Source organism: Saprospira grandis str. Lewin (assembly GCF_000250635.1).
Classification (GTDB): domain Bacteria; phylum Bacteroidota; class Bacteroidia; order Chitinophagales; family Saprospiraceae; genus Saprospira; species Saprospira grandis.
On sequence record NC_016940.1, the window covers coordinates 3,872,919 to 3,899,320 of the forward strand.

At 45.8% G+C, this 26,402-nt stretch carries 23 protein-coding genes; 22 read left to right on the plus strand and 1 reads right to left on the minus strand.

What is annotated here, in order from left to right; translation table 11 throughout:
- Positions 1-155 precede the first annotated feature (155 nt).
- The 13 genes from SGRA_RS17100 to accC all read left to right on the plus strand — a co-directional run bounded on the left by SGRA_RS17100 (position 156) and on the right by accC (position 13,678).
- Positions 156-1,145 (plus strand): hypothetical protein, encoded by a 990-nt coding sequence (locus tag SGRA_RS17100; RefSeq protein WP_015694061.1) that lies wholly within the window; start codon positions 156-158, stop codon positions 1,143-1,145.
- A 19-nt stretch (positions 1,146-1,164) separates the two neighbouring features.
- Positions 1,165-2,325, plus strand: a complete 1,161-nt coding sequence (locus tag SGRA_RS17105) for a homogentisate 1,2-dioxygenase (RefSeq protein WP_015694062.1) — start codon at positions 1,165-1,167, stop codon at positions 2,323-2,325.
- 164 nt (positions 2,326-2,489) lie between these two features.
- A complete protein-coding gene (gene xseA, locus SGRA_RS17110) occupies positions 2,490-3,689 on the plus strand; it encodes an exodeoxyribonuclease VII large subunit (protein ID WP_015694063.1) in 1,200 nt (399 codons plus the stop codon).
- On the plus strand, positions 3,673-4,539 hold the full coding sequence (locus tag SGRA_RS17115; RefSeq protein WP_015694064.1) for an SDR family oxidoreductase: 867 nt from the start codon (positions 3,673-3,675) through the stop codon (positions 4,537-4,539). Before xseA ends, SGRA_RS17115 begins: the two co-directional genes overlap by 17 nt.
- Complete coding sequence (locus SGRA_RS17120; protein ID WP_015694065.1) at positions 4,523-5,038, plus strand: hypothetical protein; 516 nt, start codon at positions 4,523-4,525, stop codon at positions 5,036-5,038. Before SGRA_RS17115 ends, SGRA_RS17120 begins: the two co-directional genes overlap by 17 nt.
- A 56-nt stretch (positions 5,039-5,094) precedes the next feature.
- Entirely contained in the window at positions 5,095-5,433 is a 339-nt protein-coding gene (locus tag SGRA_RS17125; protein WP_148268381.1) for a hypothetical protein, read from the plus strand.
- A 243-nt stretch (positions 5,434-5,676) separates the two neighbouring features.
- Complete coding sequence (locus SGRA_RS17130) at positions 5,677-6,723, plus strand: hypothetical protein (protein ID WP_015694067.1); 1,047 nt, start codon at positions 5,677-5,679, stop codon at positions 6,721-6,723.
- Positions 6,724-7,076: 353 nt separating this feature from the next.
- Positions 7,077-7,838, plus strand: coding sequence for a hypothetical protein (locus SGRA_RS23870; protein ID WP_015694068.1), 762 nt, complete (start codon positions 7,077-7,079; stop codon positions 7,836-7,838).
- 20 nt (positions 7,839-7,858) lie between these two features.
- The gene (locus tag SGRA_RS17140; protein WP_015694069.1) at positions 7,859-8,260 is read left to right on the plus strand and encodes a hypothetical protein; all 402 of its coding nucleotides are present in this window, start codon (positions 7,859-7,861) and stop codon (positions 8,258-8,260) included.
- A 502-nt stretch (positions 8,261-8,762) separates the two neighbouring features.
- Positions 8,763-9,395, plus strand: a complete 633-nt coding sequence (locus SGRA_RS17150) for a GldM family protein (protein WP_015694071.1) — start codon at positions 8,763-8,765, stop codon at positions 9,393-9,395.
- 494 nt (positions 9,396-9,889) lie between these two features.
- Positions 9,890-10,654 carry a nucleoside triphosphate pyrophosphohydrolase gene (mazG, locus tag SGRA_RS17155; RefSeq protein ID WP_015694073.1) on the plus strand — a complete coding sequence of 255 codons (765 nt, stop codon included), beginning with the start codon at positions 9,890-9,892 and terminating at the stop codon, positions 10,652-10,654.
- 314 nt (positions 10,655-10,968) lie between these two features.
- On the plus strand, positions 10,969-12,165 hold the full coding sequence (locus tag SGRA_RS17160; RefSeq protein ID WP_187288192.1) for a pyridoxal phosphate-dependent aminotransferase: 1,197 nt from the start codon (positions 10,969-10,971) through the stop codon (positions 12,163-12,165).
- A gap of 19 nt (positions 12,166-12,184) precedes the next feature.
- Complete coding sequence (accC, locus tag SGRA_RS17165; protein WP_015694075.1) at positions 12,185-13,678, plus strand: acetyl-CoA carboxylase biotin carboxylase subunit; 1,494 nt, start codon at positions 12,185-12,187, stop codon at positions 13,676-13,678.
- A 255-nt stretch (positions 13,679-13,933) separates the two neighbouring features.
- Here the strand turns inward: accC and SGRA_RS17170 are convergent, their stop codons facing one another.
- On the minus strand, positions 13,934-15,628 hold the full coding sequence (locus SGRA_RS17170; RefSeq protein ID WP_015694076.1) for a tetratricopeptide repeat protein: 1,695 nt from the start codon (positions 15,626-15,628) through the stop codon (positions 13,934-13,936).
- An 850-nt stretch (positions 15,629-16,478) separates the two neighbouring features.
- On the opposite strand from SGRA_RS17170, the gene SGRA_RS17175 reads away from it, so the two are divergent.
- The 9 genes from SGRA_RS17175 to SGRA_RS17225 all read left to right on the plus strand — a co-directional run bounded on the left by SGRA_RS17175 (position 16,479) and on the right by SGRA_RS17225 (position 26,344).
- Complete coding sequence (locus SGRA_RS17175) at positions 16,479-16,838, plus strand: hypothetical protein (protein ID WP_245538577.1); 360 nt, start codon at positions 16,479-16,481, stop codon at positions 16,836-16,838.
- A 70-nt stretch (positions 16,839-16,908) separates the two neighbouring features.
- Positions 16,909-17,181: a DUF7710 domain-containing protein gene (locus SGRA_RS17180; protein ID WP_015694079.1), complete on the plus strand. Its 273-nt coding sequence runs from the start codon at positions 16,909-16,911 to the stop codon at positions 17,179-17,181.
- Between the two features lie 1,113 nt (positions 17,182-18,294).
- On the plus strand, positions 18,295-20,595 hold the full coding sequence (locus SGRA_RS17195; protein ID WP_015694083.1) for a DUF5682 family protein: 2,301 nt from the start codon (positions 18,295-18,297) through the stop codon (positions 20,593-20,595).
- Between the two features lie 232 nt (positions 20,596-20,827).
- On the plus strand, positions 20,828-22,156 hold the full coding sequence (locus SGRA_RS17200) for a tetratricopeptide repeat protein (protein WP_015694084.1): 1,329 nt from the start codon (positions 20,828-20,830) through the stop codon (positions 22,154-22,156).
- A gap of 86 nt (positions 22,157-22,242) precedes the next feature.
- Entirely contained in the window at positions 22,243-23,106 is an 864-nt protein-coding gene (locus SGRA_RS17205; RefSeq protein WP_015694085.1) for a 7(1) septoil knot domain-containing protein, read from the plus strand.
- 42 nt (positions 23,107-23,148) lie between these two features.
- On the plus strand, positions 23,149-24,015 hold the full coding sequence (locus SGRA_RS17210) for a hypothetical protein (protein ID WP_015694086.1): 867 nt from the start codon (positions 23,149-23,151) through the stop codon (positions 24,013-24,015).
- An 8-nt stretch (positions 24,016-24,023) separates the two neighbouring features.
- A complete protein-coding gene (gene kdsB / locus SGRA_RS17215) occupies positions 24,024-24,740 on the plus strand; it encodes a 3-deoxy-manno-octulosonate cytidylyltransferase (protein WP_015694087.1) in 717 nt (238 codons plus the stop codon).
- Positions 24,737-25,423: a lysoplasmalogenase gene (locus SGRA_RS17220; RefSeq protein WP_015694088.1), complete on the plus strand. Its 687-nt coding sequence runs from the start codon at positions 24,737-24,739 to the stop codon at positions 25,421-25,423. The genes kdsB and SGRA_RS17220 overlap by 4 nt, the downstream gene beginning before the upstream one ends.
- 276 nt (positions 25,424-25,699) lie before the next feature.
- Positions 25,700-26,344, plus strand: a complete 645-nt coding sequence (locus SGRA_RS17225; protein ID WP_015694089.1) for a pentapeptide repeat-containing protein — start codon at positions 25,700-25,702, stop codon at positions 26,342-26,344.
- Positions 26,345-26,402 lie beyond the last annotated feature (58 nt).

Here is a 26,402-nt window from a genome sequence, read left to right on the forward strand (position 1 = left end):
GCAGGGTGGCCGTCAGGCCAGACCAAAGCCCGTAGGGCTGCAGGGCCGAGCAGACCTGCGAGCCCTAAAGGGGAGCGACCCGACCGTAGGGAGGGGCAGCCCCAAAAAACAGCAGAAAGTCATTCAGGAAAAGGCCCCGATTAAAACCAGCGATCATGAAAATACTCACCCTTTTTTTGCTGCTTCTGAGCAGTTCTATCATGGCCCAAACTTGGCCAAAAGCCTTTAATAATAGCCGTTGGAAGTTTAGTTATGCCTGCGAGGCCGAAAGTCAGGATGTGCTTTTTCGGGCCGAGGAGGAATATCAGCATTTTGTCTGGTTTAAGTATGATGAAACGGTGCAAACCTACCTCAATGGGGCTTTGACTAAGGATCGTTGGCGCTTGGCGGCTCCTTTTGACAAACTCTATTATAATTTTGCGCAGGTCGAGCATTGGAAAGTGGCCAATTATAATGCGCAACATTTGGTTTTGGAGTTTGAGTTGAATGGGGGAGAGGGCCGTTATCAGTATCATTTTATACGAACGACGGAGGCTGAAACGCCCTTTTTTCGCTATGATTTGGGCCAATATCCAGAGGCGGTTGTCGAGCGGACGATTATGGGCAGCGATCCGCATCCTTATCGCTACCTCAAGGATGAGCCCGGCAAGCGGCGGATTCCAAAAACGGGCAAAAAGGGCCAAATTCGTCCAGATTCTCCTTTGGATACCACCCCAAAATTTGAAATTGAACTGGTGGGCGGCGGATTTTATGGTCCACCCGATTTTGTGCGCAAAAACCAATTGACAATCAACTCAGAGGGCTTGGTAAAACGCAAATTGCAAAACGAACAGCAGGGCTTGCGGGTCTGGGAATCGCAGATTTCTCCGGCAGAACTCGAGCAATTGGTTGCGTATATAGAAAAAAAAGGTTTTTTTGAGTGGGAACAAATTTACCCCTGCCAAACGGCCAATTGTATGGACCGCCTCAAGGAAACGCCTAGGCCGGTGACCCTCAGTTTGGCCATTAGCAGAGGGCATAAGGGCCGCAAAATTGTGATGCTGCCCATTTATGCCGGCCCCGATGCCAAACAACAATATTTGAGCTATCCCAAAGCTTTGGACGATATTGTTCGCTTGCTCGAAAAAGTGGCCGTAGAAGAATAAACGGATAAAAATCTCAACTATGCATTATTACCAACTCGGAAAAATTCCGCCCAAGCGCCATACTCAATTTCGCAAAGAGGACGGCAGTTTGTACCAAGAAGAACTCTTTTCTACCGAGGGTTTTTCAGATATTTACTCTAATATTTACCACCTTTATCCGCCCACTCAAATTAAGCAGTTGGGCGAGCCTTATTCGGTGGCCCCAAAACTAAAGAAGGATAATCAGCTCAAGCCCCGCTGTTTGATGGGCTTTGAGGTGCAGCCTGAGGCCGATTATTTGAAAAGCCGCAAGGTGATTTTGGCCAATGATGATTGTAAGGTGATTTTGGCCGCCCCCCAACAGTCCCTAACCGATTACTTTTTTAAGAATGCCGATGCCGACGAAATGATTTTTGTGCATGAGGGCAAGGGCGTACTCAAAACCCTTTATGGACAAATTCCCTTTGGCTATGGCGACTATCTGATTATTCCGCGTGGAACGACTTATCAGATTGATTTTGAGGAGGAAAATAACCGCTTGCTGATCGTCGAATCTTATTCGCCTATTCGCACCCCCAAACGCTACCGCAATGAGTTTGGCCAACTAGCCGAGCATGCGCCTTTCTGCGAGCGAGATATTCGCAAGCCGCAAGATTTGCAAACCCATGATGAGCAGGGCGAATTCAAGTTTTTTATCAAAAAACAGGACATTATTTATCCCTACACCTACCTCAATCATCCTTTTGATGCCGTGGGTTGGGACGGATATTGCTATCCCTACGCCTTTTCGATTCACGATTTTGAGCCCATCACGGGCCGCATTCATCAGCCGCCTCCCGTGCACCAAACCTTTGGCAGCCGCGGTTTTGTGATCTGCTCTTTTGTGCCTCGTTTGTTCGATTATCATCCGCAGGCAATTCCCGCTCCCTACAACCACAGCAATATTGATAGCGATGAGTTGCTTTATTATGTGGATGGCGATTTTATGAGCCGTAAACATGTCGAAAGAGGGATGATTAGTTTGCATCCGGCGGGCATTCCCCACGGTCCACATCCGGGCACTATCGAAAAGAGTATTGGGGCCAAAGAAACCCTAGAATTAGCGGTAATGGTGGATACTTTCCGCCCACTTTATATGACAGAAGAAGCCTTTGCCATTGAGCAGGGCGATTATTACAAAAGTTGGTTAACGGAGGATTAGGGGCCTCCGCCTCGCTACGCTCGTCGGCGCTACGTTTCGCAGCTCGCTATTCGCTCGGCCCTGCGGCCTGACGGCCTTGGTCTGCGGCTTCGCCGCACTGCTACACATCGCTAGGCCAGCGGGCTTCGCCCGCTTCTAGGTCCAAAATTGCTAAACAAATAACTATGGTTCCAGAAAGTCAACAACTGGGTTTATTTGACCTGATGCAGCATTTGCGGCGTTTGGTCAGCCTAAACTTGCCTCAACCGCTTTGGTTGCGGGCCGAGATCGCTCAATTGAAAAAGAATCGTTCGATTTACTACCTCAATCTGATTGAGCAGGAAGAGCAGCGCCCAAAAGCCAAGGCCAAAGCCCTGCTATATGCCAGCAGTCGGCATCGGATTAGCAAAAAGCTAGGCGATACCTTTTGGAGCATCATGCGAGAGGGCCAGGAGGTTCTTATTAAGGTTCAAGCTCATTTTAGTGAGCAATATGGCTTTAGTTTAGAAATTTTGGACCTAGATGCTTCTTTTAGCATTGGCCAATTGGAGTTGGGCCGGCTCAACAACCTCAAGCGCTTAGAACAAGAGCATTTAATTGAGTTAAACAAGGGCTTGGAGCTGCCTCATTTGCCACAGCGAATTGCCATTATTTCTTCTAAGGAGGCGGCGGGTTTGCAAGACTTTTTGGAACAGCTGAATGCCAATAGTCAGCGTTATGCTTTTCGGACCGAATTATTTCAGGCGGCCATGCAGGGTCAGCAAATGCAAAAGGAAATTCGGGAACAGATTCGAGAAATTGAGGAACAAGAAGACCGTTTTGATTGCGTAGTCCTCATCCGTGGAGGAGGGGCCAAACTGGACCTCTATGGCTTCAACGACTATGAGCTTTGTCGAGATTTGGCGCAGTGCAGCCTGCCCGTGCTCACGGGAATTGGTCATGACATTGACGAGAGTTTAGCCGATTTGGTGGCCCATACGGCCTTAAAAACCCCTACGGCAGTTGCCGACTTTTTGGTCCATCAATTATTTTTGGCCGAGCAGCAACTGGCCCTTTTACAGCAAGAACTGCGAGCTAGCGTACAAGGGCATATCCGTCGAGAGGAACTGCGTTTAGAGCAATTGCACAGCCGTTTGCGTTTGAGTAGCCAAGAGCGCTTGCGTTTGGCCCAAAAGCAACTAGAGCATTTTGATAAGCAGTTGGAGCTCTTATCTCCAGACAAAGCTTGGAAACGCGGTTTTGCCCAATTGAGCAATGAAGAGGGCCAAATTATTCATAGCTGGACCGATTTGCAGGATGGGCAGCGATTGCGCCTAGCCCTAAAAGACGGCAGCAAATGGATTCGCATCAATATAGAAGCAATAGAAGATGAAACTGAAGGATAGTATTGCCTTGGTCACTGGGGCCAGTTCGGGCATTGGATATGCGGCGGCCATGGCCTTGGCCAAAGAAGGGGCGCATTTGGTCCTCCTTTGCCGAAATCCAGAAAAGGGAGAGGCGGCTATGCGGGCTATTGCCCAGGCTAGTCAAAACCCCAAAATTGACCTCTTATTGGCTGATTTATCTGACCAAGAATCGATTCGGAAAGTTGGCCAATATGCTAGAGAAAGTTATCCCAAACTAGACATCTTGATTAACAATGCGGGGGCTATTTTTCCTAAGCGCCGATTGAGTTTAGATGGCCTTGAGCAGCATATTGCGCTCAACCATATGGGCTATTTTCTGCTCACGCATCAGCTAATGGCTTTGCTTCGAGCTGGAGAGCGCAAGCAAATATTAAATCTTTCTTCTTCGGCCCACAAACTGGTTCGAAAGTTAGAGCTAGACAATTTGCAGGGAGAAAAGCGCTTTGGTCGTTTTTATCAGTATGGCTTGAGCAAGTTATTCAATCTTTATTTTACGCAGCAATTGGCCCAGCGTTTTGGTCCAGATGGTTTTGGCGTCAATGCCTTACATCCGGGAGTTGTGAATACTAATTTTTCGCAAGAGGGAAAAGGCTTTACGGCCTTTTTGTATCGTCATTTGGGGCGTTTTATGCGGCAGCCGGAGCAGGTTGGCCAGCAAATCCTCCAATTACTAACTGCTGATGAATACTTGCTCATTGAGGGGCAATATTTTACGCCAAAGGGAGTGGAGCAGCCTTCTGTCTTGGCGCAGGATCGGGCTTTGGCCGAACAAATTTGGGAGCGTTCTATGGATTGGGGCAAAATAGAGGAATATGGGATTTTGGACTAAGGGCAGCTTATTGGTTTTGGGCTTGGGGCATTCGGCCTTTTTGGGGGCCATGATTGGAGAAGAGGCCTTTTTTTTGTGGCCTATTTGGATCTTGTTAGTCTTGGCTTATTACCTCAGTCATCATCGGGTACTGGAGTTGGGCCGTTTAGATTGGGCTGATAGTTTGGCGATTATAGTTGGGGCCTTGGGGGCCTTGGCCTTACAGCAAGAGTTGGGTGTGTCTGTGGTGATGGCCTCTGCTTTAGTGGGCTGTTTAGGCGCTATGCTCGATCATTTTTTTCGGCAAAAATGGGCCGTAGCGCTTTATTGCGGCAGCTTTTTGGGCATGAGTCAACTGCCACTTTCTTGGCCCTATTTGAGTATGCTTGCCGCCGCTAGCTTTACTGCTTTATTGTATGGTTTTTCGGCCCCATATTTCAAGGGAGTGGGCGGCAAATTGGGGAGTTTGGCCTTTTTAGGCGTATTATTGATGCAGTTAGTAGGCTTTTTATTGGGCTAGGGAGGTTTGGGGGGGTAAGGGCACTCTTCAGGGATAAGAATAGATTATAAATCGTTATGAATATGGTTAAAAGGTTTGTAGTATATGTTTTGGTAGTGGCTTTATATGTGTTTCTACTTTTAATATCTTTGTATACTTTAGCAAAGTATGAATGGCATTATGCTATGAATGAAGCTGTTGACAAAGGAGAGTTTTACGCCATAGAGTCATTTAATAATAGTGAATACTTTAGTTATCTGCTGTATAAATATTTTTTAAATTTTCCTTTGAGTATATTTAACTGGTTTTTTAGCTCAACATTATACCTCACTGCTTATTTGACCATACCTAATGCAATAGTAGTCGCATGGTTTATTAACACTCTTATGCAGAAGAAAAAGAAAAAATATAGCTAAGCAGGTTTCGGTTCATTGTAGCTTTTCTTATGTGTAAGCGCTAAATTATTTTTTAGTTATTTGGGGGCTTCCCGCCTTCGGCGGGCGGTTACTCCCTTCGGTCGTCGAAGACGCCCTAAAGGGCTTGTTGTGGCCAGTCGCTTCGCTCCTTCTAGGCGCAGGTAGTTATGGGCTTAAATAGTAAATCCAAGGCAGGAGACTTCATTGATAACAATAAAAAACAAGTAAGAAATAGACTGAAACATGCACATTAAAAAAATTACACTCATTCTCTTTATGATTATAAGTTGGGGAGAAATGAGCGCACAATATGCAGGCCATGGTTGGTTGTGGATAGAGGAAAAAAAGATTGATTACAGTCTTCTAAAAGATGAGGAATATTATGGGATAAAACTGATGACGGAACCTGAGAATTTATCTACTTTATTTGAAGAAAGTCCAAATGTAAGGATCGTAGTTGTAGACTATAGGAAAAGTCATCTGCCCAATGTTATTTGTGATTTAGCAAAGCTAGATACTGTTTGGATAGGAGAAATGTCTTACGCCAGTTGGAGGTATAGGACCGTCTTGCCTCAATGTATTTGTAGCTTAAAGATTAGTAGATTAGAAATAAGAGGTAGGGTGGAAAATCATGAGCTTTTAGAGGAATGGTTGAAAACCAATGAAGAATTAACAAATCTTGCATTAGAGGCTCCTATATCATTGGAAACTTTTAAAACGGTAGTGAGAGGAAAAAAAATTAAAAGACTTACTGTTCCTGTAAATGATGGAGATATAATAGATACAAAGTATTTTTCAGCGTCTCTCAAATCTTTATCTTTGTTTCATACCAAGAGAAATAAAGTTTGTCCCAAGGAAAAACAAATTAAATTACTAGGTAGTCACTTAAGTGATAGTTTAACTACCTTATTAGGTGACTTTGATATTGCAGATACTGCAACTATGAATATTCTCATAAATAGTCCAAGACTAAATTTTTTAGGTTTGGGGTGGAATGAGAACTTGCCAAAGAGCTTTGCTTTAATGAAACATTTAAAATGTTTACATATAAAGGAATTGTGCATTAATGAACGCAATGTAAATATTTTGAGTGAATTAGATTCTTTAGAGGAGATTTATTGGGATGTAAAGTCCCTAAGGGAAGTTAAGGCAGCTGTAGAAATTTTGAAAAAATTAAGTCATGTGAAAACTATTACCTTTTTTTCAAGAAGGCATAAATTCTATTATTCGAGAATAAAAATAGAGGGCTTACCCAATGTTTCTTTTGTTTCTTTCTCTATAAGAGGGTAAATAGCTGCTTATCCGTACTAGTCGTCCCATCTATATTGATTTGTAGTTTGGGGCCTCCCGCCTTCGGCGGGCGCTACGTTCGGCAGCTCGCTGTTACTTGCTTCGCTGCGTCGGCTCCCGTTGGTCGGGTCGCTCGGCCCTGCGCGGGCTGCGCCCGCTTGGTCTGGCCTTCGGCCACCCCTGCACATCGCTAGGCCGCTCAACTGTCTTTTTCTTTGGGCTGTTTTCTTCGGCGGCTGGGCAGTTTTGCGCCCATGGGCTGAAGCCCATGGTTGCGGGACTATGCAAACTGGCGGGCTAAAGCCCTTGTTTGCTGGAAAATGGAAAAGGTTCGCTTCAAGAAAAAATAACCCTTGTTCAAAGCGGTAGAGGATTTTAATCCTCCCCGCACTATAGATGTAGAATGGGATTGTTGCATGGCTGTGGGTTTCAACCCACAGGTATATATCCATCCTACAGGCCCGAAGGGCCGCAGGCCTAGGGGCCTGCAAGGGGGCCGCGCAGCGGCAGACCCAGCCAGCTTGCTGGCGCAGGGCCGAGCAGACCTGCGAGCCCTGCAAGGGCCCGGCCGCCTTTGGCGGCAGGCCCCAAAAAAATACATTTTTAGCCCTCCGGCTAAGAGTAGATGGAGTTCTAACAAAATAGATATTATGATAGAAGTGATTTTTGATGAAAAATTTTTAATCTTATCTATTGGGAGTACTAAAATTAATGTTGATCTATATTATTATAGAATTGACCCAAATTTATATTCAGATGATGAATCAATAACTAAGGCATTAAAGGTTTTTAAGAAAAAAATACTTAATTGGAAGTTTAAGTTGCAAAGTCTATCAATTAAGAATAATCACTTTTTTGTTCCTATTGAATTTCATGATGAATATATAGGACTACTAGGCTGTGAATATTTAGAAAATGAAATGCTGCGTATTAAGTATGGTTTTACGACAGATATCGAAGGGTACAGCATATATCCATCCTCAAAAGAGATAAAAATGGATTTCACTTTTGAAGCAGATGGTAATTCTATTTTATGGATATCAAGGGCGAAGTTAGAAGAAAACTTATCGAGCTTAGTGGCTTTTTTTGAATTAAAAATAGCTAATCAAAATTAAAGAAGCAAACTAAAGTAGTTATGGTAAAAGTTAGTTGGCCTAAAAAAGAAGGAAAGCAAAATCTAGAACTGTATTTAATTGTGTTGCGATATTTATTTAAGGATGCAGCTGTACAGCTTGCTGAAAAATTTAGCTTTGACCCATTAGAGGTATTCGGAAGGTATTTAGGAAATGAGATTACTTATGATGAGTACTTAAATTATATGGCTATTCCTGAACGTTTTTTAGCAAAGCCAGACTACTTTAGAGATCATCTCTCGAAAGAGGCGTTGTGGAATAGGTTAGCTTTATTGTGTATGCCTGAAGATAGCAATGAAGAATATCTTTGGGAGAGTCTTTCCTATATTTATACATATGGGGAGGGGCTAGGTTGTTCTTTTCCTAGAGAAGATCGAACGTTTAGTAAAGTAGATTTGGCATAGTGGAGTTAAATCTATAGTGTTTTTTGGTTGCGAGGCTACAAGCTTAATAAAATGGAAAGATCCCCAAAATCAAGTAAATATGAAGCATTGACGATGTTGTTTGTCATCATAAACATCGGGTTTTTGCTTATTTATATTGTTAATATTATTGATCTAATTCAGGGAAAGTATACTCCTGATGGAATTAGATTTTCATTCTATACTCTTTTGTTGGAAGTACCTATGGTCTTGATATTTATATTAGCTATAGTGTATAAACTCAGGTTTCGTTTTCTGTTGTTAGTTTTAATTGCTGGTTTTACTCACTTATTGAGTATAGGTATAGTAGGAAGGTTGATACCTGTTTATGGATTTAGTGTTGCCCTGATGCAAATAGTTATCGCTATAATCCTTTTTTTGAAAAAAGGATCATAAGTTTCGGCTTAATAGCAACTTACGCTATTCTTTTAGAGCCCATACGGCAGGCAGCAGACCCCAAAAAAACATTATGTAAAGAATAAATATGAAATATATAGCGATTATAAGTTTACTATTTTGTTTGGGGAGCAATAGGGCGATTCTGCCAACTATAGAACTAGCTCAACCTATTTTATATAAAGGACTTCTTAATGCTGTTAATATTTCAACGGCTAATAATGAAAAGGTTTTGTTTTTAGAAGTAGGTGACTCTATTTTTAAAACTAATCCCCTTGGGCCGACTTTATTTTCTCTTCCTAAGAACTTAAATAAAAAAATCGTAGAAGTTCGACTGTTTGATACAAAGGAAAAAACTAGGCTTTTGACCTCTAAGTGGTTTCAAATTAAGGATTTGCCTACTCCATTGGCTTATATTAGTGGAGCTAGAGGAAAAACTTTAAATGTTAAGCAGTTGCCTTATCTTGATAAAATAGACAACAGTATAAAGTATTGGGATACAGATGTACGAGGAGAGATAGTTGAATTTGAGATGCTGTATTGGGAAGATGGGAAGTTTTTTAGCCTAAAAAGTAATGGTCCAGAATTTACCTTAGCTCAAAGAACAAAGCTTAAAAGTCTGAAAGCTAGAGATTTTCTCTTTATTCGGAAAATAAAGATAAGAATGCCAGATGAGAGTTTTAGAAGGGCAGGGGACCTAATATATGAAGTTGTTTTTTAGGGGCCTCCCGCCTTCGGCGGGCGCTACGTTCGGCAGCTCGCTGTTCGCTCGGCCCTGCGGCCTGACGGCCTTGGTCTGCGGCTTTGCCGCACTGCCTACCATCGCTAGGCCGTTTGGCCTTCGGCCATGGCGGCTTTGCCGCTATCTGCAGCCTAAAGGCCGCAGCCATTCTTGTTGGGCCTTGGTCTTTCTTGCCGCAGCGGCTTAAAAGCCCCTGCTTTGTTTATGAAAAGGAGGTATTTGGTTTTCAGGTCCTGCGGCTTTTAAGCTGCAGGCCAATTGTTGCTTAGGAGTGGGCTCTGCTGTACCTAAATTGGCTGCTGGTTTTAACCTGCAGCCACGGCTAGCAGGCGGCAAACCCAAAAAAAAGAACACCCCCCTAAAGATAATTTCCCGACCCCTAGCTTATCAAAGCAAAAATTTAGCTTCTACAAACTTTGTTTGTACATTTGTTTTTTAAAGCAAACCCTCTTTTTGGACCAAAACTATTTGCCTTGCATACTCTAGCCGAAAAATTGACCGCCTTCGAGCGCCTACTCAAAATTATGGACGAGCTCCGAGAACAATGCCCCTGGGACCGCAAACAAACGCTCGAAAGCCTCCGCCACCTGACCATCGAAGAAACCTATGAACTGGCCGATGCTATTCTGGAAAATGACCTGGACGAACTCAAAGGCGAAATCGGCGACATTATGCTGCATATGGTCTTTTATTCCAAAATCGCTAGCGAACAAGGCGCCTTTGATGTGGCCGATGTCCTGAATCACCTCTGCGAAAAACTCATCCGCAGACACCCCCATATTTATGGCGATACCAAGGCCGAAGATGAGGCCACCGTCAAAGCCAATTGGGAGAAAATTAAACTGCAAGAAGGCAAAAAATCAGTCTTGCAAGGGGTGCCAAAATCACTGCCCGCCTTGGTCAAAGCCTATCGCATCCAAGAAAAAGCCAAGCAAGTGGGCTTCGAATGGGAGGAACGCCAAGCCGTTTTTGCTAAGGTCAAAGAAGAGTTGGCCGAACTAGAAGCAGAGGTCGAAAATAACGAACAAGATAAAATTGAAGAGGAATTTGGCGACCTGCTTTTTTCTATGATCAATTATGCCCGCTTCCTCAAAGTGGATCCCGAACTGGCCCTAGAACGCTGCAATCGCAAGTTTATTAAACGCTTCCAATACATTGAAGAACAGGCCAATAAACCACTAGACGAAATGAGCCTGTCCGAAATGGATGCCCTCTGGAATGAAGCAAAAACTAAGTAGGAGGTCCTGCTTTTGGGGCCTCCCGCAGCAAGCTGCGGGCGGTTACTCCCTTCGGTCGTCGAACTGCGGCCTAAAGGCCTTGTTGTCGTTTCGGGGCTCGCTGCTCGCTCGGCCCTTCGCAAAAAATGCAAAGCATTTTTGCTCGGTCTGGCCTTCGGCCACCCCTGCACATCGCTAGGCCATTTTGGCCCTTCAGGCCAAAGGCGGCCAAGCCGCCTGCTACAACCCCCAAACCAACAACATAAAGTAAAACAGCTAATCAGACAAAAGAGAAGCAGCTCTCTTTCTAGAACGTAAAAAACAAGAACAGCATGATAAAACGCGTAGCTCAACGCTTAGCACAAATGGAAGAATCGGCCACCTTGCGGATGGCCCAATTGGCTAGAGATGTAGCCGCTCAGGGACATCCCGTGATTAGCCTTAGCCTCGGAGAACCCGATTTTGATACGCCCCAGCATATTAAAGATGCCGCTATTCGAGCCCTGCAAACGGGCTTTACCAAATATACCCCCGTGGCCGGTTTGCCCCAGTTGCGCCAAGCCGTTTGCCATAAATTTCAGCGAGATAATGGCCTAGCGTATACACCTAGCCAAATTGTGGTCTCCAATGGCGCCAAACAAGCGATCGCCAACCTTTCTATGGCCCTGCTAGAAGAAGGCGATGAGGCCATTATTCTCAGTCCCTATTGGGTGTCTTATAAGGAAATCCTCAACCTAAGTGGGGCTAGTGTGAAATTCGTTTCTGCAGGTATCGAACAAGATTTTAAGGTCTCTGCCGAACAACTTAAAGCCGCTATTTCCGATAAAACCCGCCTGCTTATCTATTCTTCTCCCTGTAATCCCACAGGCAGCCTGCTAACCAAAGAAGAATTGGCCAGTTGGGTGGAGGTACTCCAAGAATTTCCCAATCTAATCATTGTTTCAGATGAAATTTATGAGTACATTAACTTCAGTGGCCAAGCCCACGCAAGTATAGCCCAATTTGATCAAATCAAAGAACAGGTTGTTATCGTTAACGGCTTTTCTAAAGGCTTTGCCATGACGGGCTGGCGCCTAGGCTATATGGCCGCCCCCCAATGGATTGCCGATGCCTGCATCAAAATTCAAGGACAGTTTACTTCTGGCGCAAATGCCTTTGGCCAAATGGCTGCCGCCTATGCCCTAGAAGCCGAACAAGAGGCCACCCTCGCTATGCGCGAAGCCTTTGAACGCCGCCGCAATTTATTGATCGAGCTGCTGCGCCAAATCCCTGGATTCCAAGTGAATAAACCCCAAGGGGCATTTTACCTCTTTCCCGATGTTTCGGCCCTTTTTGGCAAAAGCTACGGAAATTACCAGATCCAAACCGATGAGGACCTGGTCCTTTATCTTCTAGAAACAGCCCATGTGGCCCTGGTGGGCGGCTCTGCCTTTGGCAATGCTAATTGCCTGCGCCTGAGCTACGCCCTAGGCGAAGAAGATCTCAAAGAAGCTTGCCGCCGCATAGCGGAGGCCTGCGAAAAATTAAAATAATTTAAACGACTGATACGCAATGAAGAAAATATTGGTAGCCAACCGTGGCGAAATTGCCCTGCGCATTATGCGCAGCTGTAAAGAAATGGGGATTGCTACTGTGGCCGTTTATTCGGAGGCCGACCGCCTCGCTCCACATGTACGCTATGCCGATGAGGCGATTTGTTTGGGCCCTGCCCCCTCTAATCAATCTTATCTCTTGGCCGATAAAATTATTGAAGAAGCCCAAAAGTTAGGGGTCGATGGGATTCACCCCGGCTACGGTTTCTTGAGCGAAAATGCAGGCTTTTCAGCTGCCGTAGCCGCAGCAGGCCTCACTTTTATTGGTCCAAAACCTAAGGCCATCGAAATGATGGGAAGCAAATTGGCCGCTAAAGAAGCCACCAAAGCTTATGATATTCCCTTGGTGCCCGGTACCGATTATGCTTTGACCGATATTGAAGAAGCCAAAACCGTAGCCACCGAGATTGGTTTTCCCATTCTCATTAAGGCCTCTGCTGGTGGAGGTGGAAAAGGAATGCGTATCGTCGAAAAGGCCGAAGAGCTAGAAGAGCAAATGAAAAGAGCCGTTTCTGAGGCCCAAAATGCTTTTGGTGATGGCTCCGTTTTTATCGAGAAGTATATTAGCTCTCCCCGCCATATCGAAATTCAGGTCCTTGCCGATGGACATGGCAATGTGATCCACCTTTTTGAAAGAGAATGCTCGATCCAACGCCGCCACCAAAAGGTCATCGAAGAGGCGCCCTCTGTTATTTTGACCGAGGAATTGCGGGAAGCTATGGGTAAATCTGCCTGTGATGTGGCCCGCGCTTGTGATTATATAGGCGCAGGAACGGTAGAGTTTATCTTTGACGAAAATAATAATTACTATTTCCTAGAAATGAATACTCGTCTGCAGGTAGAGCATCCCGTAACAGAGCTCATCTCTGGAGTGGATTTGGTCCGCCAACAGATTCTCATTGCTAGGGGAGAAGTCCTACAAATTAAGCAAGAGGATTTGAGGATTCAGGGACATGCGCTAGAGCTTCGGGTTTATGCAGAAGATCCCGCCAATAATTTCTTGCCTTCCATTGGCCGTTTGGAGCGCTATCGTGCGCCCAAAGGCGTGGGCGTTCGTTTGGATGATGGTTATGAGGAAGGAATGGAAATTCCAATTTACTATGACCCCATGATTGCCAAGTTGATTACTTATGGTAAGGATAGAGAAGAGGCCATTAGTCGGATGTTGCGAGCGATTGAGGAATATGAAATTGATGGTCCAGCCACTACTTTGCCCTTTGGCCGCTTTGCTTTAGAGCATGAGGCTTTTGTAAGCGGAAAGTTTGATACGCATTTTGTCAAAAACTATTTCCGTCCCGAATTGCTTCAAAAAGAAGAGCCAGAAGAGGAGCTTTTGGCCGCTATGCTAGTGGCGCATTTGCTCGATCAAAAAGGAAATAAGGCTAGCGCTACAACCGCTAGCAACAATCAGGCTGCAAAGCGTTCTGCTTGGAAAGATAGAGCGATGCACTAAGTTTAGCTGTATTGCGCAAAGGCCCAAAACTACTGTTTTGGGCCTTTTTTTTCGGCTGAGGGGCTGTAGCAGGGCCGCCGAAGGCGGCAGACCAAGGAGCGAAGCGACGCAGGGCCGAGCAGACCTGCGAGCTGCGCAATGGCCCGACCCGCCCGCAGGGCGGGGCAGCCCCAAAAGAAAATACATCTCCTCCTAAACAGAAAAAGGGCCCTAGCCAATTCGCTAGCGCCCTTTGGGATATATTGGAGCCAAGAACTACTTCAAAAAAGCCAGTTCTTCTGCCTGATGCGCTTTTTTATAGGCGGCCTTAATGGCGGCGGGCAAATCTTTAGGCGATTGTTCTTGGAAATAAATGTCGAGTTTTGCGTCTCCCTCGCCAATGCCACAGAGCACAAAGAAGGCTTTTCGGAGGCGGAACTGCATATTTTGGCTCATTTTGCCACTGTCTAGCGGTTGCAGCTCGATGGCTACGCCAGAGCTAGCCTCTTTGAGGATGCGATAAATGGCGCGAGTGGGTTTTTGGCCCAAATTAAGGAGGAAAAGTCCCTTGGGGGTAAGTTGCAAAAGCATGCCCTCAAAGGCTTTGAGCAAGAGGCTTTGCATCTCTTTGGGTAGCTCCTTGAGCAAGGGATTTTGAGCAATTGTGGCTTTGCGGTGGACCGTCCACAGCTTGGCATCAACCTGCTGAATAAAGGGAGATTGGGCATTTTCGGCCATAGCGGCAGCAAATTCGTCCAGCATTTCCCCTTCTTCTTCCTTGGCCTTTTTGGCGAGGAAGTCGGCACAATGCAGCTTGAGCATATCCATGGCCTTTTCATGAAACTCCTCATCGGCTTCTAGGAGCATTTCGTAGGCATTGGCCAAATCGCCTTGGCGGATATAGAGCAGGCCAAGTTGATAAAAGCCTTCTGCTTTGCCGGCGGCTTCTCGGGTCATGCCTTCAAAAGCTTTTTCGGCTTCGGTCCATTCTTCTAGGGCCAGGGCAATCTGTCCGAGTTTTTGATAGAGGGGCCAGCGGTTATAGGCGGCCATATCGAGGCCGAGTTCCAAGTACATTTTGGCCATGGGCAACTGCCCGAGCCGTTCTGCAGTTTGGGCCAAAAGCAGATAACTTTCGCTATCATCGCCTTCGGTTTTCATGGCGGCTTTAAAATCGGCTTGTGCTTCTTTTAGTTGGTTGCGATAGAGAAGGGCACGGCCTTTTTTCTTGAGGGTATAAGCGGTTTGACCGCCCTGTTTTTTTTCAAGGTCCAGTACATCGGCAAAGCAATATTGGGCCTCTTCATAATTGGCCAACTGCATATAATAATCGCCCAAAGCGAGGCGATATTCAATGTTTTTGGGGTCGCTTGCAATTAAATCTCGATAGGCCTTAATGGCGTCCTCGCTGCGTTCTAGCTTTTTGAGTAGAGCAATTTCTTGCTGGGCCAATAAGATAGCGCCGAGCTCTTCTCCCTTCAAAAACTGTAGACTTTGGAGGGCCTCTTCATATTGTCCCAGTTGCTCTAGGCTATCCACTTTTAGGCGGAGGGCCAAAACATCATCGGGGGCTTGGGCCAACAGCTTATTGAGTTGCAAAAGGCTTTTTTCTTCCTCTCCCTGGCTACTATAATAAAGCGCTAGGGCATATTGCAAGTCTTTTTCTTCTGGAATTTCTTTTTGCAAGGCCTGCAAAAGGGCCAGGGCTTCCTTGGCTTCTCCTTTTTGCAACAAGCTCAGCGCCAGAGCCAAACGATAATTGGCTTGGGGCGAGATGGCAATTGCTTTTTGGTAAAAATCAATCGCCTGCTCTTGGTCCTTGAGCAAACGATAGTATTCGGCCTGATAATAAAAACAGAAGGCCTCTTCGCCATATTCTGTTTTGGCCTCTTCAATTAAACTATCCAATTGGTAGAAATCAGCTTTCGACTGCGCCTCTTCTAAGGCAGCGATCAGTTCTACTTTTGTCATTTTTAAGGTTTTAATGGCTGTGGCTGGGCAATGGCCTGTTTAGCCCTGCACGGCTATCCATAAGTAGGTTAAATGTTGGCAGCATTAAGTTACAAAAAAAGCGATTGATATTGCTTTTTTACCTAAATAAGTTCCATTTCCCCCAATTTTTTATTGAGGAGGATTATTTTTTGGGCCTCCGCTGAATATAATGTGGCGGCGGTTACTCCCGTTGGTCGTCGAACTGCGGACTAAAGTCCTTGTTGTCGTTCGGCAGCTCGCTATTACTTGCTTCGCTGCGTCGGCTCCCGTTGGTCGGGTCGCTCGGCCCTGCGCAAAAAACAAGTTTTTGCTGGGTCTGCGGCTTTGCCGCACTGCCTACCATCGCTAGGCCTGCGGCCCTAGGGGCCTGCTATATGGGCCTGTAGGTTGAAACCTACAGCCAATTAACGAATGCATTTTTGTGTTCAATGGAGGGTTGAAACCCTCCATAAATAAACATTTTAGCCTTTCTTTGCTGATGGAGCCTAGTGGAACAGAAAATCCCCTCGAATGAGGGGATGGCGATTTTTTCAATAGCCTAGGGCCTTGGCCCTAGGGTTCCTATGAAATTTATGGGGGAGACAAAAGCAAAATCAAACTACCGAAGAAAAAACAACCCTTGTTCAAAGCGGTCGAGGATTTTAATCCTCTCCGCACTATAGATGTAGAATGGGGTTGTTGTATGGCTGCTGGTTTTAACCTGCAGCCAGCTAAGCCCCAAAAAATAACTAGCCTTAAGGAATTTAAATCTAGAAAAAAGGCTTAGTCAGGCGATCATAAACCTTAAAGAATAACTATGGTAAATATTACTGTTGAAGATTTAAAAGAAGTGGAATTTCACGACTCTACTTTACTGAGCTTAAAGATTGATTTTGATAATAAATGGATCGAGGCAGAGGTAGAGCTCATCTATGATGAACCCAAATTAACCATTCAGTTTTCTGATTTTAAAAATATTAGCTTAGGTGAAATTGAGGAATTGGATGACTGTGAAATTAACGATGTTGATTTCAAGCCTGTTCCTATGACTAAAAGGACAGAAGTTACCTTCGTTCTTTTGTTTGGGTTTGGTCATCGTTGTTCTGTCTTAAAGTTTACTTTTTCAGATTTAAAAGCGCGATTTTCTGATGGAGTAAAAACTTTTGATGAGCTGCAAGAAATCTGGAGCAAGCATTACTACGAAGAGTAGCTTGCTAAAAAATGAGCATAAAATGGAGTATGGATTTTAGGGTTGTAGCAAGGCTAGTAAATAATACAAGATGAGTAATTATATTTATGTTTTTCAAGGAAGTGGAGCTCGACTCTGTACAGCTGTTTTTTCTAGTATGGATAAAGCTGAGGCATGGATAAAAAAATATGGTTTGTCAGGTCTTCTAACAAAGTATCCTCTTAATGAAGGAGTTTATGACTGGGCTATCGAAAACCATTATTTTACGCCTAAAAATGAGCAGCAAAAAACGCCTGTTTTTATACAAAAATTCAGCTCGGCTTCACTAGAGCATTTTCATTATGAGTTGGGTGAAAGAGAATGAAATTGGCAGCTGCTCGCCTTTTTGCTTGGCCTAATAAAAATATTTTTATGCACTATATTATCATATATTGGTCATGGCTAATAATTACATTTATAGTATTTATTGCTGGAGTTATTGAAGGCCGCAACTGGAGACGGTCCGAAAATTTCATGAAACAATTGGGCTATTACTATGGGCTAATCGCAGTTGCATTAATAGTTTCCTATTTAGGGTATATGCTAGTTTACTATAATCAAGAAGGAATAGCCTGGAAGCAGGCGCCGCTGATAACTATATTCTCGCTGCTAGCCTCCTCTTTGCCTTATGTATATATATTCATATTATTTTTAAGCCTCTTAGTCTCTACTCTTATTGCCTCTTGGCGGACTAGTTAATCAAAATTCATCAAAATGGTCAAAGGATGGCAGCAAGGAGCAATAAGCTTCCTAATAATATTAGTTATATCTAATATATGTATAAATATATTAAATTGATTGGTAGTTTTTTGGGGCCTCCGCTGCGGCTTCGCCTTGCGGCGCTACGGTTACTCCCTTTGGTCGTCGAACTGCGGACTAAAGTCCTTGTTGTCAGGGCTCGCAGGTCTGCTCGGCCCTTCGTCGCTTCGCTCCTTGGTCTGCGGCTTCGCCGCCCCCTTTCGCATCGCTAGGCCGTTTGTCTGCAGCCTAAAGGCCGCAGCCATTCTTGTTTGGCCTTGGTCTTTCTCGCCGCAGCGGCTTAAAAGCCCCTGCTTTGTTTGTGGGAAGGAGGTATTATGTTTTCAGGCCCTGCGGCTTTTAAGCTGCAGGCCAATTGTTGGTCAGGAGTGGGCTCTGCTGTACCTAAATTGGCTGTAGGTTTCAACCTGCAGCCCATGGCCGAAGGCCATTCGGCCTAGGGGCCTGAAAGGGTGGCCGCAGGCCAGACCCAGCCGCTGAAAGCGGCGCAGGGCCGAGCAGACCTGCGAGCCCTGAAAGGGCCCGGCCGCCGAAGGCGGCAGGCCCCAAAAAACAAAAATAAATCTTGCTCCGCCTTTAAAATTAGGGCTCAAAAACGACAAGAAAGACATTTTGAAATGAGTTCTATCCAAAGTTCCTTATCTTTCAGCGGCTCAATATCTGCTCAAAAAAAGAATTTATGGATTTACAATTGTTAGGCATTCGACATCATGGACCAGGTTCGGCTAGGGCGCTAGCGGCCTTTTTAGAAAGCTATCAGCCAGAGCTTATTTTGCTGGAGGGGGTAGAAGATGCCGATGCTTTACTGCCTTATTTGGACCGAGAGGATATGCAGCCTCCATTGGCCCAACTCATTTATAATCCAAAGAATTTACAACAAGCTGTTTATTATCCCTTTGCCGCTTTTTCTCCAGAGTGGCAGGCTATGCGTTATGCCCAAGCGCAAAATATTCCGCTTTGGCATTTTGATTTGCCGCAATCTATTCGCTTTGGTTTACAGACAACAGAGGCTTCGGCCTTGGAGCAGGCAGCCGAGGAGCTAGAAGCGCCCGCCCTAGAAAATCAGTCGATCAATCAGGATGAAATCAGAAAAGACCCCTTGGGCTATATGGCCAAATTGGCGGGTTATGAAGATAGTGAGCGTTGGTGGGAGGTCCATTTTGAACAATACGATGGGGAGCCTGCGGCCCTTTTTGCCCAAATTTTGAGCTTGATGCAGGAATTGCGTAAGGATATGCCGCATCAACCCACGGCAAACGGAATTATAGAAGCCTTGAGGGAGGCTTATATGCGCAAAACCTTACGTCAGGCCAAGCGCCGACAGTTTAAAAAAGTAGTGGTGGTTTGTGGGGCCTGGCATACGCCCGCACTAGATTTATCGGCTTTTTCTGAAAAGGCAGATAATGCTTTGCTTCGGGGCTTGCCCAAGGTGAAAACGGCGGCAAGTTGGATCCCTTGGTCCTATGAGCGTTTGTCTAGAGAGGCGGGTTATGGGGCCGGTATTGTTTCGCCAGCTTGGTACAGCCTATTATTTGAGAATAGAGAAGAAGCGGTTTTGCGTTGGATGAGTCGGGCGGCGCAATTATTTAGAGCGGAAGGCTTGTCGGCTAGTCCGGCTCAGGTCATTGATGCCATTCGTTTGGCCCAGGCCACGGCCCATTTGCGAGGGCAGATGCTGCCAGGCATTCAGGAATTATTTGAGGCGGCCCAAACCTTATTTACACAAGGAGAAACGGAAGCCTTGGCCCTTTTGCGCAAGCGATTGATTGTGGGGGAAGCCTTTGGGGAGGTCTCTGCGGATATTCCCAGTTTGCCATTGCAAGAAGATATAGATCGGCAGATTAAAAGTTTGAAGCTTAAAAAATACCGTCAATCATCGGAGGCACTTTGGCTAAAGGCCACAAAATCTAGGCCCAGAGGCGGCTTAGACTTGCGGAATGAATTTGACCGAGAACAGAGTCGGTTTTTGCATCGCCTTTGCCTAATTGGTCTGCCCTGGGGCCAAGAAGAGGCCCAAACGGGCCGTGAAAAGAGTAGCCGCAACGAATATTGGCAATTGAAGTGGCAGGCAGATTTTGCCCTACATATTATAGAGGCCAACACCTACGGAAATACCTTGCTATTGGCTGCGGAGCAAATGAGTTTGGCTAAGGCCAAAGAGATGCAGCGCTTAGAGGATTTGAGTAATTTATTGGAATTGGTGCTTAAGGCGCATTTGCCCGAATTGATGCAGCAACTTTTGGCTGAATTTCAGCATCGAGCGGCTCTGACCAAAGATGTATTGATGCTCATGGATGCTTTGCCGCCCTTAGTGCAGGTGTTGCGTTATGGAGATGTTCGACAAACGGACCTTTCTACTTTGGGGCAATTGGTGGAGCAATTATTGGCTAGGGTGGTGGTGGCCTTGCCGCGGGCGGCTACGGCCCTAGATGAAGAAGCTTCTGCGGCCTTTTTTAAGGCCATAATCAAATTGCATCAGGCAGTGGTTTTGCTCAATGAGGAGGAGCAATTGGCCCTTTGGCAGTCGGCCCTATTACAGTTGGGAGAGCAAAAAGGCTTGAGGGCTAATTTGCAGGGCTTGGCCTTGCGCCTACTTTTTGACCAAAAGGTATTGCCCTTAGAGCAGCTAGCCGCCAAGATGAGTTTGGCCCTTTCTTTGGGTCAGGAGCGAGCAGCTGCGGCCGCCTGGATAGAAGGATTTTTGTATGGGAGTGGGCTGCTGTTGATTCACAATCAGTCGCTTTGGTTGATTTTGGACCAGTGGCTAAGCGCTCTGCCAGCCAGACAGTTTCAGGAATTGCTGCCCTTATTAAGGCGTAGTTTTAGCCAGTTTAGTCGCTCGGAGCGGCAAAAAATGTTACAACTGGCCAAACATCCACCAAAAGCAGAGGGGAGCGCATCCAAAGAAAGTAGGCTAGAAGCCTGGCCCGAAGAACTGGAAAAGGCACTTTTACCTTTTTTACAAAATATTTTAGCGTAAATTTGCCCCGCCTCAGCAGCCTTGGGAAGAGGGCCGAAGGCCCGACGGCCTAGGGGCCTGCAAGGGTGCCGCGCAGCGGCAGACCGAGCTTTTTGAGCAAAGCGAAAAAAGCGAAGGGCCGAGCAGACCTGCGAGCCCTGCAAGGGCCCGGCCGCGGCAGGCCCCAAAAAAAGAACAAACTTAACCGACAACAGCACAAAAAATGTGCATCAAAAACAAATGAATTTTTATTATGAAAATGAAGCAATATCTGGCCATAGCGGCTTTTGTGGGAATGGGAGTAGCCGTACAGGCACAAAACAATTTGCGAACTTCCGCTTTTATGGACCTTATGGATTATAGTGGAGCGCCTGCCAAAAAGGGCGTTTTAGAGCGAGCTAAAACGAATATTGACAAAGTCGTTTTGCATGAAAAGACCAAGGATGACGTAAAAAGCTGGAAGTATAAGGGGCAGATTTATCACCGAATCGCTTCGGATGCAGAACTAGGACCCAAGTACCCCAATGCCGCTATCGAATGCTATGATGCTTATGAAAAAGCATTGAGTATGGCCGAGGCCGAAGTGGAAGCCAAAGGCAAGCCCAAAAGTAAAATTAAGGGAAAAGGCGACTTTAGAACCGGCTTTAAGAATGCGGGAATTGCTCTTTATAATACCGCTACAGCCGCCTTTAATGGTCAAGATTGGACGGCAGCCTACGAGAACTTTCGTAGAGTGGCCGCTATTCCAGAAAGAACGGCTGCCTTTGACCCCAAAGGTAAAATTGACCTGACTTTTGAAGCCGCAGGTAATACTGTAGATATGGTTAGTAATGCTCGCTTTTTGGGCGGTCTGGCTGCCGTGAGCAATAAAAAAAGCAAAGAGGCCGAAGCCCTGCTTTTGCCTGCCCTAGAAAAGGGAAGCCTTTCTGAAGCCAATGAGCAAACCGCTTACTCTAAACTGGCGCTAGGCTACTTTAATGAAGGAAATACAGCTGCAGCCAAAACTATCTTGAAAAAAGGCCGCGATAAATATGCCACCAATTTTGATCTACTCATTGCAGAGATTAACATCGCTTTGGCCGAGGGGCGTCTAGCAGAATTGGAGTCAGAACTTAAGCAAGCTGTAGAAGCCGATAAAGAGAATGTAGAACTGCATTTTGTTTTGGGCAATATGTACGATGAGCTTTTCCGTAAGGCCCTAGAAAAAGCCGAAACAGACAAAGCCGCTTATGCAGAGGCAAAAAGCTATTTTGAGAAAGCCGTAAAATGGTACGAAAAAACAAAAGCACTTAAAGCCGACCACTTTAACTCGCTATACAGTTTGGGCGCCATTTATGTCAACCACTCTAACTACTTTGTGCTTCAGATGAAGGGCCTAAGCCTTAAGGAAAAAGAAAAGGGCGAGGCTTTGCAAAAAGAATACATGAGCTATTTGGATGAAGGTTTGGCCCGCTTGCTAGAAGCCGAAAAAGTAAATCCAGATGATCTAGGCCTCATCCGTGCCCTCAAAGAAGTGTACACCCGCAAAAATGATGATGCGAACTGGAAAAAATACAATGATAAAGAGAAGTCATTGCGTTAATTCATCGCTTTCGAGATAAAAAACAGCTCTGTATAGAGCTGTTTTTTTTTGCGCAATTTTTGCAATCGGCAGCAAAAACAAAATATATGAAATCAGTAATTAGTCTTTTCATGCTTCTCGGCTTTTTTGGCCAGCCCCTATTGGCCCAAGAAGCTAGCCCCCTAAAACAGTTGGAAACCGAGTATATCGGCAAAGAAAGTTGGCGCTCTTGGTGGTTGCGAAATAGCGCCAACGAAAAAGTGAAAATTTATATGCCCTATTCAGGCAAAAATGCTTGGGAAGATTGGCGAATAGAGGGAGAAACCGTAGATGCCCAAGCTAATCCAACAGGCATTGGGAGCAAAAAATGGCAAGAATGGGAATGGCAGGGAAAAGAGCGTATTGTCATGCGCAGTTTATTTCAACATGGAGATAAGGCCTGGCAAGAATGGGAAATTTATAGCGAAGCCGCCCCCGATGAAGTCTATCTACTTCGGACGAAATACAGCAGCAGCGAAAAAGCCTGGGAAGAATGGGAGCTGGTTCCAGATTTTGGAGAAAGTACAGGCCGCCTAGCCTTTAACACCCGCTACATTGGCGGTGATAAAAACTGGGAAAGTTGGGATTTGCAAGATAATTTGCCAGAAGCCTCAAGCGAAATTAAAATGGCCAGCAGCTTTCTCATGTTGTTTTCGACCATTATGCCTTATTGCCACCCCAAGGCGCGTTGTGCCTTTAATGGCCTGCCCTTAAAAGGCAAAGTGAAGTTTGTAGAGCATGGAGAAGATATTAAGATCAAGTATGTCGACTATGATGCAGATATTAAGGTCCAATTTGTAGAATGGGGCGCAGATGATTGTGGACAATGGCAAAAGGTAGATTATGGCGAAGACCTGAAGGTTCGGATTGTAGATTGGAATGAAGACCTGAAGGTAGAAAAAGTAGATTATTCTCCAGGGATGCAAGATTAGGGGAATCGCAGAACTTTCTTATCTTTCCCCAAAGAAAAAAGCATGAAAAAACAATTACTTCTTTGGGGAAGCCTTCCCCTTTTTTTGCTGGCTTGTGAGTCGGCCCCAAAAACAGAAAAGACAGAACCAATCGCGCCTTTGCCTAAGGCCGAAACCCCTAGCGGCCCCAGTTTGGGCCAGCATTTGAGCGAACAGGCCGAACAGTTGCCGCAGATGCACAGAGGAAAAACACTAGCCGATGCCCAAGGCTTTAGCGATTTGGCCGACCACCTTTTTCATACCCTGCCCAAAACGATGTTTATGGGGCGGGCCAAGAAAGATGTAGATTATGGCCCCAAAGGAGGCTACCGCACAGCCCTTCTGCACCTCAGCTCTTTAATTGGGCAAAAAGATTGGCAAAAGATTAAGCCTGCCAACTTTTTTCTGGGCGGCTGCCAAACCGATGAACTACTCGACTTGGAGAATAAAACTAGCTTTGGCTACCATAATCCCGCCTTGCTAGAGCAGCTGTATAAGGGGCTCGACCAAGAGCTGAAAACAGCAGATTGGGCCAAAAACCGAACTATGCCCGCCCCTTTTGACCGTTTGCTCTTGCAAACTTGGGCCTACGGACAACTACTTCCTTGGAAAGATGAGGCCCAAATGACTAGCCTCAAAAGCCAATATCAGGCCCTGATGCAAAAGGGCATTTCCTACGAGAAAATTATGGCCAATAAGGCTTATGAGCAGTTTTTTAAGCAAACTTTGGAGCAGCGCAAGAAAATTAGCCAAGCATATCCCCAGGCCTTTGATTACCGAGATAATGATTATGAGGCCGAAATTCTAGCTTTTTGGCTGCGCCGAACCATAGACGGTAGCGCCCCCCAATGGCTAAAAATTATTAACCGCTTACAAGCACATTATAATTGATTTTTCCAATGAAAATTTTAGCTGTAATTCCAGCCCGCTACGCCTCTTCCCGTTTTCCTGGCAAGCCTTTGGCCGATATTGATGGCCAGCCCATGGTTTGGCGGGTCTATCAGCAGGCCCAAAAAGTAAATTGGACCAAATTAGTGGTCGCTACCGATGACGACCGCATTTTTAATGCGGTGACTTCCCGAGGTGGCCTGGCCATGATGACCCGCCCAGATCATCCTTCGGGCAGCGATAGAGTAGGAGAGGTGCTGGCCAAATTGCAAGCGCAGGGAGAAGATTTTGATTTTGTGGTGAATATTCAGGGCGATGAACCCTTTATTCAGCCCGAACAATTGGAGGAACTCAAAGGAGCGCTACAACCAGGCGGCATTAGCAGCCTGATGAAAAAAATTGAGCAAAAAACAATGCTCGAGGCGCCTCAGGTGGTTAAAGTGGTGGTCAATGCCCAACAGCAGGCCCTTTATTTTAGCCGTTTTCCCATTCCCTTTTTTAGAGGAGAGGAAAACCCCTTGGCCAAACACAATTACTACAAACATATTGGCCTCTATGGCTATGATGCCCAATTATTGCCCAAGTTGTTGGCGCTCTCTCCCTCGGCCTTAGAACAGGCGGAGTCCCTTGAGCAGCTGCGCTGGCTAGAGGCGGGCTACCCCATTTATATGGCCGAAACGCAGTACGAAAGCCATGGCATTGATTATCCCGAAGACCTCAAGCGATGAAAAAACCAATCTGGCTTTTAGATATTTTCTATGCGCTGGCTAGCTTGGGCTGTTTGCTGGGCCGCTTGTCCGATGCCCCCCTAGATCAGCAGCTAGATTATAGTTGTAAGCCTTTGCTCATGCCCATTTTGGCCCTCCGTTTTTATTGGAGTTTGCCCCAAAATGCCCGAAAAAACGACCTCCTTTTTGTACTGGCTTTGCTTTTTGCCTGGGGCGGAGATGTCGCCCTCATGCTAGGCGATGCCTATTTTATTTTGGGCCTCGGCAGCTTTTTATTGATGCAGTTGCTCTACAGTTATTTGTTTTTTCAGCGGCGCTCTTGGTCCTCCTTTTTGGGCCGCCGACCCATTTTTGCGCCCCTGATTTTGTCGCTGGCCTTTGGCTTTTATTTTTTGGCCCTGCCCAAATTATTAGAGGATCCCATCTTGCCTTTTGCGGTGGCGCTCTACGCCTTGGCCCTAGGCAGCATGAGCATTTTGGCCCTGACGGTCTATAAAAAACAGGCCGCAAAAACCTTGGGCGCCCTGGGCTTGGGGGCCTTTCTCTTCCTCATTTCCGACCTCATGATTGGACTCAACGCCTTTGTCTATCCCAATTTTTTCTTGGCGGGCTTTGGCATCATGTCTACCTACACCCTGGGCCAATGGCTGATCGTTTGGGCCTATCCAAAATTAAATAGTTAGTGCTGTTTTTGGGGCCTCCGCAGCAAAGCTGCGGCGCTACGCTTTGGGGCTCGCAGGTCTGCTCGGCCCTGCGGCGGCTTTGCCGCCTGGGTCTGGCCTGACGGCCACCCCGCCGCATCGCTAGGCCAAATAGGAGCTCTGCGCTTCGGCCAGTCTTTGATAAAAATTTTAAGCTAGTCAAGGCATTTTTTAAAGGCATAGCCCTAGCTATTTTTTTATTGCACGCTATTTGTTATCTGCTGGGCATTAGCTATCTTTTGACAAAAAATAATGACCATGAAACAAACACTTTCACTCTTTAGCCTCCTTTTCATTTGCTTTTTTAGCTTTTCTACTGGCCTTTTGGCCCAAGAAGAAGGCGAAATGGACGAGCAGCAATACCGTATGCTCAAAAAGGGCAAAAAATATTGGGATGCCTACCGCAAAAATTTTCCCGATAAGGCCATCAATCTATCTGGAGCCGACCTTTCGGGCATGGACCTCTCTAATATGGACCTTAGTGGGGCCAACCTGAGCGAAGCCGACCTAAGAGGGGTAAACTTCTATGAAACTGTCTTAGAAGAGGCTAACCTTTCTGGTGCCGACTTTGGCGAGTTTAATGGCAAAGTAGCCGAACTCCGCCGCACCAATCTCAAAAATGCCGACCTGAGCATGGCCGACCTCACTGGGGCCCGCCTACGCAAAGCCAATTGTGAAGGGACCAACTTTACGGGCGCAAGCTTGGTGGGCGTAAACCTAGAAAAAACAAATTTGGAAGGGGCGAGCCTGCGTGAAACAGATATGGAAAACACCACTTTCTATCGGACCATCCTCATTAAATGTGATATGACAGATGCCGAAAACCTAGAAACCGCCAAAATGGAAGAGGTGATCCGCAAAAAAGAAGATATGTATATTCTGGACCAACCCGATTATCGCTAGGAAGAGAAAAAAAAGCGAAAAGCCCCAAGACCTTTTAGGCCTTGGGGCTTTTTTCTTC

Coding starts and splice junctions, on each gene's coding strand:
- SGRA_RS17205 (WP_015694085.1), top strand. CDS start 22,243: ATGAAATCAGTAATTAGTCTTTTCATGCTTCTCGGCTTTTTTGGCCAG.
- SGRA_RS17105 (WP_015694062.1), top strand. CDS start 1,165: ATGCATTATTACCAACTCGGAAAAATTCCGCCCAAGCGCCATACTCAA.
- xseA (WP_015694063.1), top strand. CDS start 2,490: ATGGTTCCAGAAAGTCAACAACTGGGTTTATTTGACCTGATGCAGCAT.
- SGRA_RS17140 (WP_015694069.1), top strand. CDS start 7,859: ATGGTAAAAGTTAGTTGGCCTAAAAAAGAAGGAAAGCAAAATCTAGAA.
- SGRA_RS17180 (WP_015694079.1), top strand. CDS start 16,909: ATGAGTAATTATATTTATGTTTTTCAAGGAAGTGGAGCTCGACTCTGT.
- SGRA_RS17125 (WP_148268381.1), top strand. CDS start 5,095: ATGAATATGGTTAAAAGGTTTGTAGTATATGTTTTGGTAGTGGCTTTA.
- SGRA_RS17200 (WP_015694084.1), top strand. CDS start 20,828: ATGAAAATGAAGCAATATCTGGCCATAGCGGCTTTTGTGGGAATGGGA.
- accC (WP_015694075.1), top strand. CDS start 12,185: ATGAAGAAAATATTGGTAGCCAACCGTGGCGAAATTGCCCTGCGCATT.
- SGRA_RS17220 (WP_015694088.1), top strand. CDS start 24,737: ATGAAAAAACCAATCTGGCTTTTAGATATTTTCTATGCGCTGGCTAGC.
- SGRA_RS17210 (WP_015694086.1), top strand. CDS start 23,149: ATGAAAAAACAATTACTTCTTTGGGGAAGCCTTCCCCTTTTTTTGCTG.
- SGRA_RS17115 (WP_015694064.1), top strand. CDS start 3,673: ATGAAACTGAAGGATAGTATTGCCTTGGTCACTGGGGCCAGTTCGGGC.
- SGRA_RS17120 (WP_015694065.1), top strand. CDS start 4,523: ATGGGATTTTGGACTAAGGGCAGCTTATTGGTTTTGGGCTTGGGGCAT.
- SGRA_RS17100 (WP_015694061.1), top strand. CDS start 156: ATGAAAATACTCACCCTTTTTTTGCTGCTTCTGAGCAGTTCTATCATG.
- SGRA_RS17225 (WP_015694089.1), top strand. CDS start 25,700: ATGAAACAAACACTTTCACTCTTTAGCCTCCTTTTCATTTGCTTTTTT.
- kdsB (WP_015694087.1), top strand. CDS start 24,024: ATGAAAATTTTAGCTGTAATTCCAGCCCGCTACGCCTCTTCCCGTTTT.
- SGRA_RS17150 (WP_015694071.1), top strand. CDS start 8,763: ATGAAATATATAGCGATTATAAGTTTACTATTTTGTTTGGGGAGCAAT.
- SGRA_RS17195 (WP_015694083.1), top strand. CDS start 18,295: ATGGATTTACAATTGTTAGGCATTCGACATCATGGACCAGGTTCGGCT.
- SGRA_RS17170 (WP_015694076.1), bottom strand. CDS start 15,628: ATGACAAAAGTAGAACTGATCGCTGCCTTAGAAGAGGCGCAGTCGAAA.
- SGRA_RS17130 (WP_015694067.1), top strand. CDS start 5,677: ATGCACATTAAAAAAATTACACTCATTCTCTTTATGATTATAAGTTGG.